11 protein-coding genes and 1 pseudogene are annotated in these 13,390 nt (G+C 33.0%); 11 read left to right on the plus strand and 1 reads right to left on the minus strand.

Annotation, left to right across the window (positions count from 1 at the left end; translation table 11 throughout):
- A pseudogene (ptsP, locus tag CVU84_16010) lies at window positions 1–953 on the plus strand (phosphoenolpyruvate--protein phosphotransferase).
- 104 nt (window positions 954–1,057) lie between these two features.
- Window positions 1,058–2,149: a hypothetical protein gene (locus tag CVU84_16015; protein PKM93324.1), complete on the plus strand. Its 1,092-nt coding sequence runs from the start codon at window positions 1,058–1,060 to the stop codon at window positions 2,147–2,149.
- A 154-nt stretch (window positions 2,150–2,303) separates the two neighbouring features.
- Here the strand turns inward: CVU84_16015 and CVU84_16020 are convergent, their stop codons facing one another.
- A complete protein-coding gene (locus tag CVU84_16020) occupies window positions 2,304–2,969 on the minus strand; it encodes a hypothetical protein (protein ID PKM93325.1) in 666 nt (221 codons plus the stop codon).
- Window positions 2,970–3,077: 108 nt separating this feature from the next.
- On the opposite strand from CVU84_16020, the gene CVU84_16025 reads away from it, so the two are divergent.
- The 9 genes from CVU84_16025 to CVU84_16065 all read left to right on the plus strand — a co-directional run bounded on the left by CVU84_16025 (window position 3,078) and on the right by CVU84_16065 (window position 13,310).
- A complete protein-coding gene (locus CVU84_16025) occupies window positions 3,078–3,269 on the plus strand; it encodes a hypothetical protein (GenBank protein ID PKM93326.1) in 192 nt (63 codons plus the stop codon).
- Window positions 3,238–3,876 carry a hypothetical protein gene (locus CVU84_16030; GenBank protein ID PKM93327.1) on the plus strand — a complete coding sequence of 213 codons (639 nt, stop codon included), beginning with the start codon at window positions 3,238–3,240 and terminating at the stop codon, window positions 3,874–3,876. Before CVU84_16025 ends, CVU84_16030 begins: the two co-directional genes overlap by 32 nt.
- On the plus strand, window positions 3,812–5,737 hold the full coding sequence (locus CVU84_16035) for a diguanylate cyclase (GenBank protein ID PKM93328.1): 1,926 nt from the start codon (window positions 3,812–3,814) through the stop codon (window positions 5,735–5,737). Before CVU84_16030 ends, CVU84_16035 begins: the two co-directional genes overlap by 65 nt.
- A gap of 215 nt (window positions 5,738–5,952) precedes the next feature.
- Window positions 5,953–6,387, plus strand: a complete 435-nt coding sequence (locus CVU84_16040; GenBank protein PKM93329.1) for a 50S ribosomal protein L13 — start codon at window positions 5,953–5,955, stop codon at window positions 6,385–6,387.
- Between the two features lie 44 nt (window positions 6,388–6,431).
- Entirely contained in the window at window positions 6,432–6,824 is a 393-nt protein-coding gene (locus tag CVU84_16045; GenBank protein ID PKM93330.1) for a 30S ribosomal protein S9, read from the plus strand.
- Complete coding sequence (locus tag CVU84_16050; GenBank protein PKM93331.1) at window positions 6,799–7,068, plus strand: hypothetical protein; 270 nt, start codon at window positions 6,799–6,801, stop codon at window positions 7,066–7,068. Before CVU84_16045 ends, CVU84_16050 begins: the two co-directional genes overlap by 26 nt.
- Before the next feature lie 104 nt (window positions 7,069–7,172).
- On the plus strand, window positions 7,173–10,643 hold the full coding sequence (locus tag CVU84_16055) for a DNA polymerase III subunit alpha (GenBank protein ID PKM93387.1): 3,471 nt from the start codon (window positions 7,173–7,175) through the stop codon (window positions 10,641–10,643).
- Between the two features lie 337 nt (window positions 10,644–10,980).
- Window positions 10,981–11,958, plus strand: a complete 978-nt coding sequence (gene pfkA, locus CVU84_16060; protein ID PKM93332.1) for a 6-phosphofructokinase — start codon at window positions 10,981–10,983, stop codon at window positions 11,956–11,958.
- 347 nt (window positions 11,959–12,305) lie between these two features.
- Complete coding sequence (locus CVU84_16065; GenBank protein PKM93333.1) at window positions 12,306–13,310, plus strand: hypothetical protein; 1,005 nt, start codon at window positions 12,306–12,308, stop codon at window positions 13,308–13,310.
- Window positions 13,311–13,390 lie beyond the last annotated feature (80 nt).

Here is a 13,390-nt window from a genome sequence, read left to right on the forward strand (position 1 = left end):
CACGATAGAACATTTTAACAATGAGAAAATTATAATTGAAGAATATAAAACAAAGCTAAGTCAATTGAAATATACAAAGGCAATTACCAAAGATGGAGTAGAAATTGAATTAGCTGCTAATATAGGTACACCAGATGATATAAAAAATGTACTAGATAAAAATGGTCAAGGTATTGGTTTGTTTCGAACAGAATTTCTTTACATGAGTAGGGATACGTTACCTACTGAAGAAGAACAATTCTGTGCTTACAAAAAAGTAACTGAAGCAATGAAAGGGAACCCTGTTGTCATTAGAACCTTAGACATTGGTGGAGACAAAGAACTAAAATGTTTAGAAATTGAAAAAGAAATGAATCCATTTCTCGGCTTTAGAGCAATCAGATTGTGTTTAGAGCGTGTAGATTTGTGGAAGACGCAACTAAGAGCCATACTAAGAGCAAGTGCTTTTGGGAATGTAAAAATAATGTTTCCTATGATCTCAACCTATAAAGAGCTTGTAGAAGCAAAAGTTATTCTAAATGAGGTTAAGAAAGAATTAACAGAAGAAAACATAGCCTTTAATCAAGAACTTGAAGTGGGTATGATGATGGAAACCCCAGCTGCTGCTATAATGGCTGATGTATTTGCAAAAGAAGTTGATTTCTTTAGTATTGGAACAAATGACTTAATTCAATATACGATTGCTGTGGATCGAATGAATCCATTGGTTTCCCACCTATATTCACCTTATGATCCTGCAGTTATACGTCTGATTAAAAAGATTAATTCCTCTTTGGTTAGGAATGGGCCTTGATGAATTTAGTATGAGTGCTTCTGCCATATTAGAATCAAAATGGTTAATTCAAAACATAAACATGGAGGAAGCAGCAAAATTATGTGAAAGCATTATGCTGCTCAATACAGCTTCTGAAATTGAAGAAGCATTAAAAAGTAATATAGACCCTATGAAGTAAGTACCTACATTTTCGATAGACTCCCTTTATATAATCCCTAATGAATCCTCCCCAGATTTTCTAGGGATTATATATTTTAAATAAAAAAAAAGGAGCAAAATACTATGATGAATTTCATGAAATCTATAAATAATAAGCATTATAATAATCTGAATAAGATAATAGAAAATGCTTGGGATGAAGAATCAAAGGACATTATTATCAATCTTAATCCAAATATCACCGAAAATTCTAACCTAAGAGGCCTGCAAAAAGTTGAGAGAAGTTTGTTTTTAATGCTTTCTAATATTAAAGAAGCGATTCAAAGTAAAAAAGCTTTCGGGAAAGAAATATTGGAAATTATTAAAAATTTATTTAACTATGAAGAAGAAAATCGAGATTTACTTAATCAGAAAAGAAACTTACTAAATAAAATGTGTGATGAAGTAGAAAATCAAAGCAATTATATGGGTGAAGTGAACCATTTAGTGGATGAAATGACCACTTCAGTTGAAGAGACAGATGCATTTATTCAAACTATGTCAAAAAGTGCTGAATTAGCTTTTACAACAGCCGCCGAAGGACAAGACTCAATTCAAAATTCTATGACGCAGATGCATTGTATTAAAGAAGGGGCAAATAGTTTAGAGACCGTTATACAATCTCTGAAAAAACAATCTGTTGAAATTGGTAATATGAACGCTTTAATCACTCAAATTTCAGAACAGACCAATTTACTTGCCCTAAATGCAGCAATAGAAGCTGCAAGAGCGGGAGAACACGGCAGAGGATTTGCTGTTGTTGCAGATGAAATTAGAAAATTGGCTTCACAAACACAAGAGTCGGCACAAAATATTCAATTTTTGACACAAAACATTCAAAATGAAATTATTGTAGCAAGTGATCTTATTAAAGATGAACATGAAAAAGTGGATATAGGAATTGTTTCATTTGAAGAGTCTGAGAAAGCATTTGACATGATAGGTGAATATATCAATGAAGTGGTCATGAATATCTTAGAAGTGATGTCTTCTGTAAGTAAAAATCAAGTTTCGAGTAAAAATGTTGTGGAGAAATTAGAAAAGGTAGGGGATTCTATTCGAGTAGCAGTTGATTGTACGCAGAAGATGATGGATACTGATTCTCAACAAATTCAATTATCCCAAGAGACTACACAGCTCATAGAACACTTGAGAGACATTGGGGACTCTTTATAGAGTATTTGTTTGGAAAAGTTTTTTGCTCAACAACGAATATGGGGACGGTTCTCTCATTCATTTTGATTTCAAAATAAATGAGAGAACCGTCCCCATTATATTAGTAAATTTGGATTACGTATTAAAACCAGGAATAATTAAACTCTATTGGTATTTAGCATTTTTCTACAGCAATTGCATTAAAGTTAATTTGTGTTAAAATCAATTTCGAAATAAATGGTATTTCTATGTTAAGACCAGTTGTTTCTTTAACTTCTAATGTATATAGTACGCAGTCATCACATTTTGGTTCATCGCAAGTTGTAAAACAGAAAGAATCAGATGTAGCAGCTAAGAATAAACCTAATTCAATACCATTTGTTGTTGAAAGTAAATCTTCGGCGCTGTTGTAATATCTAGCAAACTTCCAAGTTCCGATACATACTTTTTTGCAACAATTTGTAACCTTGAACAATTGAAGTGTAAAGCTTGCATTAGCGGCAGTAAGTAAGTCAAGAATCGGAAGATCTAGGTTAACTTCTAGGTCTCTGAATTTTACAATACTAGAGAAGTCGAGTTTTACAATTGGTTTTTTAAAATGTTTTAAGTCAATTTCTAAAGAAGCTACCTCGCATTTTCTGTCACAATCAAAAACATTAATACATTGGTCACATACTTGTCCACAAGCAATCACCACATCTTTTTTGTATTTTTTCTCTTTATCGTACTTATCGTATTTATCGTATTTATCGTATTTATCGTATTTATCATGTTTTTCATATTTGTCAAATTTGTCATATTTATCATCGCACTTTTCATTTCTAAAATCAGAATCACTCATATATTTTCCCTCCCTTCTTTTAAGGTTCAAAATCATTATTTAATTTCAAGTTTAAGATATTCCCTTAGTTTATTATATGAGTCAAGCTATAAGAGGTGACAAGTTATAATGCAATTATATTTTTTATTTGATAGGAAGTTGGGAAGGGAAATTTGTAAAGTGAAAGGGATAAAATGTAAAAATATGGCAAGCTATTATGGCAATAATGATTTGTATGTGTTAATATATGGGTATATAGTACCAATTGCGAAAGATAAGAGAGGAAAAAATGGACAGACAAATACATTACTCAGAAATTGAAAAAACATTAGCTACAGGTGACTTAATATTGTTTCATGGAAAACAATCAACTAGCGAACTCATAGAATTATTAGAGTGGTCTTATTGGTCCCATATTGGGATGATTGTACTTCCAAAAGATGTTGGATTGGAAGGTGAAGGACCATTTATATGGGAATCCACATCATCAGGAGACGGAATTATTGATGTGATTTTAGGTAAGGAGAAACCCAATGGTCCTATGCTTATTCCCTTGAAGGACAGAATATCAGAGGATATCAAACAAGGGTTTGATAACCATTTTAAGATTAGATATTTAAATAGTGTGATTTCCAAAGATGAATTGACAGAGCTTAAGAAATTCATTTTTGAGGTACATACGGCTAGTTTCCCTACAATAAAAGATTTGTGTAAAATATATCTAGAAGGAAAAGAAAAAAACATTCAAGGACCTACTGGAATGTATTTTTGCAGTCAATTAGTTGCCCAAACATATATGAAAATGGGTTATTTATCGGAACGCTATGTAGCTAACGGATATTCTCCTGTAGAGTTTAACAATAATGGTTCATTGCCAAGTACAAAGAGATTTCATTTGTTTGATGGGGCAATTATTAATCACGTATAGTTTTAGGGGGAAGGTCATGAAACACAGAATAGTTATTATTGGAATTGTTCTTATTGTTTTTTTTGGATCTCTTGGGTATGGGATTTTAAACAACAATACCACTAAGAATGCGGACAAAATTATGAATGAAGGTTATGTTGATTTAACCAAATGGGATTTTGAAAAAAATGGTATTGTTAAATTGAATAACCAATGGGAAATTTATTTCAACCAGTTTATTTCTCCAGATACTTTTCAAAAGAATCTACAAGGAGAGGCTAGTTATGTTAAATTGCCAGCAAATAGAACGGTTTTCGATCATATTAAGCCTTTTGAAGAAGACTATTTTTATGCTACCTTACGTACAAAAGTAAAAATAAGTGATCCCTCAAAGATTATTGGTTTAAAGACTACCCTCATTTTATCATCGTATAAGGTGTTTGTAGATGGAAAGGAACTTGGAGGAATCGGCGAAATTGGAACATCTAAAGAAACCAGCTCGCCTAGGTACAAAAATCTTGTGACTTTCTTTAAGCCGGATGATGAGGAAATCGAAATAGTAATTCATGCTTCAGACTTTTATCTTGGAGATTGTTTGGTTGGCCCACCAGATATAGGCCTAGTTGATGCAATCTATCATGAAAATCAATTAGCACTAGGAAAGGATTTGTTTCTGTTTGGAATTCTAATCATCATTAGTATCTATCACTTGGGTTTATACCTAAAAAGAAGAAAGGATAAATCACCTTTATTTTTTTCTCTCTTCTGTTTCTTGGTGGCTGCAAGAACTTTATTTGTCGGTGAAAGATTTTTTATAACCTTATTTCCGATTATTTCTCATAATATATATTCTAGATTAGGATATTTAACGGCATATATTTCCATGTTTGCATTAGCAGGATTTTTGTACTATACATTAGACGGTCTTTTCCCTAAGAGATTTTATACAATATCAAAATATATTTCTTTGGCTTTTGGAGGGACTACATTACTGTTTAGCTATCATTATTATGATTTGCTATCGATTCCTTTCTGTCTTTTTATAGCTCTGTTTTTAGGTTATAGCCTTATAAAACTTGTAAAAGGATATTTGAAAAAATGGGAGTATGCAGATCATGTATTGTTTGGATTTATGCTTTTTGGGGTCGCAATTATCAATGATATCATTTATCAATTTGTATTAATCAATAAAGGCTCTATGATTCCTTTCGGTGTTGCTGCCTTTGCTATTTCTCAAGCATTTACGTTAGCCACAAAATTTTCAAAGGCTTTTTCAACTGCTGAAAAATTAACGCAGGAAAAGGAAGAGATTTTACTTGATTTAAAAAATGCAAATATATCTTTGGAAGAGAGAGTAAGTGAAAGAACAAAGGAGCTCAGTAATACATTGGCAGAGCTAGTAGCAATGACAAAAACGGACTACTTGACTAAACTTTCTAACAGAAGACATATGTATGACATTATGGCATTTAAAATAAGAAACAATGAAAAATTTTATATTATTCTAGGAGATATAGATAATTTTAAAACCATCAATGATACTTATGGACATAGTGTAGGAGATGAATTGCTTTTACACCTAGCAAAACTTTTTAAAGAGATGATCAAAGGAAAAGGTGTTGCAAGTAGATGGGGTGGAGAAGAATTTCTTTTCATTGTTGATGAAGAAGATTCAGAAAGAGTAATAACCTTTACAGAATTGCTTAGAGATGGAGTGGAAAATACCAATATTATGGTTAAAAATATTCAAGTTAATGTCACAATGACATTTGGAATAAGTAAACATATGGATAATATGAACATTGATCACTGCATTAGCATTGCAGATCAGGCCTTATATAAGGGCAAAGAATTAGGAAGAAATAAAGTTATAGTGTATTAATGATGGTGTAATTTAGACGAGAGGGTAAAGGATGCGTCAATAAAAGGCTTTCACTATAACAAAAACATTGACGAACTGGTAAAAAAGGCTTGACACACGAGGAAGAATGTACTATAATTATTTTTCGTGAGACCGTATCTTAAAATCCCTTAGCCCCGGATTTTAACCATACAATGAAAACTTTAAGCAATAGAACTCAATAAGGAGGAAACTCGATGAATACTTATATGCCTAATGCAGAAAGCGTTGAGAGCAAGTGGTATGTGGTTGATGCAAAAGACCTAGTTCTTGGTAGGGTTGCATCAGAAGTTGCAAAAATTCTTAGTGGTAAGAACAAACCAATTTATACACCACATGTTGACACAGGCGATCACGTTATTGTTTTAAACGTAGAGAAGGTTGTTTTAACTGGGAAAAAACTAGATCAAAAACTATATAGATACCATACTGGACATCCAGGTGGCTTAAAAGAAACAAAATACCGTGATATGATGATTAACAAACCTGAAGAAGTTTTTATGCATGCAGTTAAAGGTATGCTACCAAAAAACAAAATCGGTAGAAAAATGTTAAAGAAATTACGTGTATACAAAGGCACAGAACACAATCATGAAGCACAATTACCAGAAGTATTAGAAATCAAATTCTAATAAATGAAGGTAGTTAATAATGTATATTGGAAGGAGGAACCACAGTGGCACAAGTTAAATATTATGGAACTGGTCGTAGAAAAAGTAGTGTTGCAAGAGTTTATCTAGTACCTGGTAAAGGGAAAATTACTATAAATAAAAGAGAATTTGATGATTATTTAGCATTAGAAACCTTAAAGGTTATCGTTCGTCAACCACTTAATTTAACAGCAACGCTTGATAAATTTGATGTTCTTGTTACTGTAAAAGGTGGCGGTTATACTGGTCAAGCAGGAGCTATCAGACACGGAATTTCAAGAGCTCTTTTGGAAGCAGATATCGAATTTAGACCGGCGCTTAAAAAAGCAGGTTACTTAACAAGAGATCCTAGAATGAAAGAAAGAAAGAAATATGGTTTGAAGGCTGCAAGACGTGCACCTCAATTCTCAAAAAGATAATACAAAAAGCCCGAATTATATTCGGGCTTTTATTATTATCCTAGAAAGTTCTGCACAGCCGATTATCTTGTTTATTAAGAAAGTTCTGCGTAAGCAATTAGAAAAGCGGCAGATAGGTAACAAAGATTTTAATTCAGCACAGCCGATTTTCTTGTTTATTAAGAAAGTTCTGCGTAAGCAATTAGAAAAGCGGCAGATAGGTAACAAAGATTTTAATTCAGCACAGCCGATTTTCTTGTGCTAGCGCAATTTGTGGCCCTAGTATTTTACAATAAGTGATGATATAATTAATTCAAACTAGCTTTTTTCACCAAAGGAAGTGAACCTATGACATCAACAAACAAAAAAATTCCCTTTACCCATTTGCACGTACATACTGAATATAGCTTATTAGATGGCTCCAGTAAAATTACTGAGCTTATTGAACAAGTTAAAAAAATGGGTATGGATTCAATCGCCATAACAGATCATGGTGTTATGTATGGCGTTATAGATTTTTACAAGGAAGCAAAGAAGCAAGGTATTAAACCTATTATTGGATGTGAAGTATATGTGGCACATCATTCCAGGTGGAACAAGGAATCTAAACAAGAGTCTGGTTATTACCACCTTGTTTTATTAGCTGAGAATCAAGTTGGTTATCAAAATTTGATGAAGCTAGTTTCAGACGGATTTACAGAAGGATTTTACTATAAGCCTCGAATAGATCTTGAGTTACTTGCAAATCACAGCGAGGGGATCATTGGATTAAGTGCGTGCTTAGCTGGACAAGTATCCAATGCCATTTTAAAAGATGATTATGAACATGCAAAAGAAGTCGCATTGCAATATGAAGCTATATTAGGAAAAGGTAATTTTTTTCTGGAATTGCAAGACCATGGTTATAAAGAACAAAAGAAAGTTAACATTGGTCTTATTAAATTAAGCAAGGAAATAAACATACCTCTTGTTGCAACAAACGATATCCATTATACCTTTGCGGAGGATGCGAAAGCTCACGATATACTTCTATGCATACAAACAAATAAAAAAGTAGATGACCAAGATAGAATGAGATATCCTGGGGGACAATTTTATGCCAAATCTCCTGAGGAAATGCTGGAGATCTTTCCTGAACATTTGGAAGCTCTTGAAAATACACATAAGATTGCTGAAAGATGCAAAGTTGATTTTGAGTTTGGTAATATCAAACTCCCTAAATATGATGTGCCAAAGGGTTATGATGCTAGGGAGTATTTAAGATATTTGTGTAATCATGGAATAAAAGAAAGATATGTAGATGTTAGTACAGAGCTACTTGAGAGAATGGAATTTGAATTGTCTGTTATTGAAGAAATGGGGTACGTAGATTACTTTCTAATTGTTTGGGATTTTATAAAATATGCTAAGGACAACGATATAATTGTTGGACCAGGTAGAGGCTCGGCAGCAGGAAGTATTGTTTCCTATGTATTAAGGATTACGGATATTGACCCGATTAAATACCAATTATTGTTTGAACGATTCTTAAATCCTGAAAGAATCAGTCTACCTGATATTGATATAGATTTTTGTTATGAAAGACGCCAAGAAATTATTGATTATGTTGTTGCTAAGTATGGTGAAGATAAGGTGGCACAAATCATTACATTTGGAACTATGTCTGCAAGAGCTGTTATTCGTGATGTAGGTAGGGCGCTAAACCTTCCCTATCCAATAGTTGATAAAGTTGCAAAGATGATCCCTCAAGAGCTTAAAATCACTATAGATAAGGCACTGAAGGTAAATTCGGAGCTGGGTACATTATATAAAGAAGATGAACAAATCAAATATTTAATTGATATGTCAAGAAGGTTAGAGGGTTTGCCAAGACATAGCTCTACCCATGCGGCTGGTGTAGTTATTTGTGAAAAACCAGTATATGAATATGTTCCACTTAATGCGAGTGATGGAGCAATAACGACTCAATTTACCATGACAACATTAGAAGAGCTTGGGTTATTAAAGATGGACTTTTTAGGGCTTAGAACCTTAACAGTAATACAAAATGCAGTGAAGCAAATTAAGGTCAGCAAAAATATTGATATCAATATGGACACTATCCCATATGATGATTCAGCCACCTTTGAGCTAATTAGTTCTGGTAAAACAGAAGGTGTATTTCAATTAGAAAGCGCTGGAATGAAGAGCTTTATGAAGGATTTAAAACCTGAGAATATTGAGGATATTATTGCAGGGGTATCCCTATATCGCCCAGGACCAATGGATTTCATTCCGCAGTACATAGCTGGAAAAAGAAATCCTGGTGCCATTAAGTATGCTTGTGAAGAACTAATACCCATACTAGAACCTACTTATGGATGTATTGTCTACCAAGAACAGGTTATGCAGATCGTTCGAGACTTAGCGGGGTATACCTTAGGGCGAAGTGATTTGGTAAGACGTGCTATGTCAAAGAAAAAAGAAGACGTAATGAATGAAGAAAGAAACAACTTTATTTATGGCAATGATGTAGACGGAGTACCAGGTTGTGCAAAGAAAGGTATATCAGAGGCTGCAGCTACAGAAATATTTAATACAATGACAGATTTTGCAAAATATGCATTTAATAAATCTCATGCAGCAGCATATGCAATTGTAGCATATCAAACAGCATGGTTGAAAACACATTACCCTATTGAGTTTATGGCCGCATTGCTTACTTCAGTAATGGATAATCCATCTAAGGTATCAGAGTACATTGCAACCTTAAAGAGTATGGAGATTACTTTGCTGCCTCCGGATATTAATGAAGGATACTGGTATTTTTCAGTTTCAAAAGATCAAATGAGATTTTCTCTAGCAGCTGTTAAGAATGTTGGTAAAAATGCCATAAAGGTTATTGTTGATGAAAGAGAAAGAAATGGAAGATTTGAATCGTTTACCCAAGTTTGCGAAAGACTAGGAACAAGCAATCTAAATAAAAGGTTGCTTGAAAGCCTAATAAAAGCAGGAGCTTTTGATTCTTTAGGAGGAAATAGAAAACAGTATATGCAAGGCTATAAACCAATATTAGATGCTATAACACATGGACAAAAAACTGTATTTGATGGACAGATTGATTTGTTCTCATTTTCGGAGGACGTAGTTAAAGAATCATTTCTAGATGATTTGCTACCTCAGGTAGAGGAATATCATGAAGAGCAACTGTTGACTTTTGAAAAAGAAGTCTTAGGAATATACGTTAGCGGGCATCCGTTACAAAGCTATGGCGAAACTTGGGAGAGATTAATTTCGCATAAAAGTTTTGATTTTTCTTATGAAGATGACCAAGGGATATCAATGCATAGACTATATGAAGGACAAAATGTGATCATTGGTGGTCTTATTAGTGAAAAGACAATTAAAACCGTTAGAAATAATAAAACAATGGCTTTTTTAATGGTAGAGGACCTATATGGTGTTGTTGAAGCGATTGTATTTCCAAATCTATATGAACAATATAAAAGTATCCTATTAGAGGATGAAAAAATATTTATCAAAGGTAGAGTGAGCATTCAAGAAGAACAAAATGCTAAAATAATTTGCAGTCAGATCTCAAGGTTTGATGATATCATTGAAAAGAAGTTATTTATCCGTTTTAATGACGAGGAAGATTATGAAGAAAAAAGAGCAGCTTTAGAATTTAGTATGGAACAGCTGTTTGGGGAGCATAGGGTAGTGCTTTACTTGCAAAAAGAAAACATGAAAAGAGAATTGAAAAATTACAGAATACGGTTAACAAAAGAGTCTTTAGCGGTCTTTGAGACGATAGCTGGAGAAGAGAATGTAAAAGTTAAAGAAAGAGTGTTGAAATTTTAAGTAAAATGTAATACAATAAGACTGCTATAAAAGCATTGTAAAAAACAATTCAGGAATAGAATAGTTTTAGTGTCATTGCTCATATTGGAAGCATCACCCACTTTCAAAAGTAAACTGGAGTTTAACTCTATTATAAGAATATTAATATCAAGTATAAAGTTTTCATAAGTAAGTCGGAAAAGTGGTAGATTGGTATTAGAATGTGAACTCAACTTAGCCGATTTTCTTGTTGATAAGGAAAGTTCTGCATAAACAATTGGAAAAGCGGCAGATATGAAACGAGGATTTTTAACTCGGTACAGCCGATTTTCTTGTGAAATCATATGGAGGTAAAAAAATGAGTAAAGAAATATCAACGATTGGTGTTCTTACAAGTGGTGGAGATGCACCAGGTATGAATGCTGCAATACGTGCAGTGGTTAGAACGTCTTTAGCAAAAGGCAAAAAGGTTATGGGTATTAGAAAAGGTTATAATGGGTTAATATCTGGAGAAATCTTTGAAATGGATTCAAAAAGTGTTTCAGATACAATTCAAAGAGGCGGTACAATTTTATATACAGCAAGGTGTAAAGAGTTCTTGACACCAGAGGGACAACAAAGAGGAGCTGAAATGTGTAAGGTATTTGGCATTGATGGTCTTGTTGTCATTGGTGGAGATGGTTCTTTTAGAGGTGCTGAAAAACTTTCAAATCTAGGAATTAATACGATTGGTGTTCCTGGTACCATTGATTTGGACATAGGATGTACAGATTATACAATTGGCTTCGACACTGCAGTGAATACTGCAATGCAAAACATCGATAGAATTAGAGATACATCAACTTCACACGAAAGATGCTCTATCGTCGAAGTTATGGGTAGAGATGCAGGCTATATTGCGTTATGGTGTGGTATCGTAAATGGAGCAGAGGAAATTATTATTCCAGAAAGACCAGAAATTAATGAAAATGAAATTATTAGACGAGTACTAGAAAATAGAAAAAAAGGTAAAAGACACAATTTAATTATTATTGCTGAAGGTGTTGGTGGTTCTATAGAGTTGGCTGAAAAAATTGAAAGAGTAACAGGTATCGAAAGTAGAGCTACAATATTAGGTCACTTACAACGTGGAGGTAGCCCAACAGCACTTGACAGAATGCATGCATCAATGATGGGAGCTTATGCTGTTGATTTGTTGTGTGAGGGAAAAAGCAATAGAGTAGTTGCCTTTAAAAATGGCAAATATGTAGATTTCGATATTGATGAAGGCTTAACTATGGAAAAACACTTTTCAGATTTTAGATATGATATAAGCAAATTATTAGAGACTAGATAGATTCATATTAGGCTTCAAGTAAACACTTTGTTTATTTGAAGTCTTTTCTATTTAATCGACTAAGGAAAAGCACATTTGTAGTATAAATTATACCAAAGTGCTTTTTATTATTTAGACATATGATTATAGCGTAGTGAAAATAATTTCTCTATTGCTAATAAATTCTATGCGCAGTATAATCACCTTGAAAGCAGGAACTTGAAAACTCAACAACAAATAAATATTAATAATAAAATTAACAAATAATATATTTATATATACGAATAAGGTAACATAAAGTAAATTTAATTAATATAACAGATACTAGCAATAAAGGAAAAAACACATTAAATATATAAAAAGGAAGTATGAATATGGAACCAGAAGTATATAATCAATCGAATTTTGCAATTCTTAAGGCAGCATATCTATACTATATAAAAAATGTGCCCCAGAATGAAATTGCAGAAAAAATGAATATATCAATAACAACTGTTTCACGCCTTATTAAAAAAGCCAAAGAAGAAAAAATTATAGAATTTGTAATTAGAGATCCATATATTGAGTGTATGTATTTAGAGGAAGATCTACTAAAAGCATTTGGATTGAAGGATGTTATTATCGCACCAAATGATTTCGTGAGCCAAGTAGACGAAAAAGGAAATAATGCTGAGGCGATTAAAAAGCTAGTGGCTCTAGAAGGTGCACGATATCTTCAAAGAATAATCACGGAGGATGATGTATTAGGTATTACCTGGGGAACAACAATGTACTATTTGATACATTACTTGAATCCGTGTCAAAAAGTAGATGCAGCATTTGTTACTTTACATGGTAGTATTGCATGTTGTGATCATGAATTAGATGTAAGAACGCTGGTTTCAAGAATGGCGATGGCATTTGGGGGAAGAAATTATTATCTTCTGTCAGAAGCGTTAATGAGTAATAGGAAAATTGCGGATTCGATTATAAATGAAAAAAACACTAAAGTTGTTTTTGATATGTTTGATAATGTAACAATTGCAATCAATGGTATTGGGTCAATGTATCCACAATTAAGTTCAGTTTTAGCAGGTAAGGATTATTTAACGGAAGAAGAATTAGCTGGGCTTAAGAAAGAAAACGTTTTTGGTGATATAGCACTAAGATTTATCAATGAAAATGGTGAAGAATGTGTTGGAGATTTAAGGGATAGAACAATTGCCATTGATTTAGATAAGTTTAAGAAAATCAACACTAAAATAACAATAGCCTCGGATGAAAGCAAGGCTCATACAATTTTAGCTGCATTAAAAGGTAAATTAGTGGATGTACTTATTATTGATTATGCACTCGGTCGTGCAATTATGGAGCTAGTTCGAAAAGACGAATGAAAACAAGGTAAGAAGTTTAACCGTAGCGAATGGGGAGGTTTTGTAACATTGAATAATGAAAAAAGTGCGTAACATTGCAT

The sequence above is a fragment of the Firmicutes bacterium HGW-Firmicutes-1 genome (assembly GCA_002841625.1).
Taxonomy (GTDB): Bacteria; Bacillota; Clostridia; order Lachnospirales; family Vallitaleaceae; genus HGW-1.

What these genes read in the sequence shown, in the direction of transcription:
- CVU84_16015 (PKM93324.1), top strand. Translation starts at nt 1,058, where the DNA reads ATGATGAATTTCATGAAATCTATAAATAATAAGCATTATAATAATCTG.
- CVU84_16020 (PKM93325.1), bottom strand. Translation starts at nt 2,969, where the DNA reads ATGAGTGATTCTGATTTTAGAAATGAAAAGTGCGATGATAAATATGAC.
- CVU84_16025 (PKM93326.1), top strand. Translation starts at nt 3,078, where the DNA reads ATGCAATTATATTTTTTATTTGATAGGAAGTTGGGAAGGGAAATTTGT.
- CVU84_16030 (PKM93327.1), top strand. Translation starts at nt 3,238, where the DNA reads ATGGACAGACAAATACATTACTCAGAAATTGAAAAAACATTAGCTACA.
- CVU84_16035 (PKM93328.1), top strand. Translation starts at nt 3,812, where the DNA reads ATGGTTCATTGCCAAGTACAAAGAGATTTCATTTGTTTGATGGGGCAA.
- CVU84_16040 (PKM93329.1), top strand. Translation starts at nt 5,953, where the DNA reads ATGAATACTTATATGCCTAATGCAGAAAGCGTTGAGAGCAAGTGGTAT.
- pfkA (PKM93332.1), top strand. Translation starts at nt 10,981, where the DNA reads ATGAGTAAAGAAATATCAACGATTGGTGTTCTTACAAGTGGTGGAGAT.
- CVU84_16065 (PKM93333.1), top strand. Translation starts at nt 12,306, where the DNA reads ATGAATATGGAACCAGAAGTATATAATCAATCGAATTTTGCAATTCTT.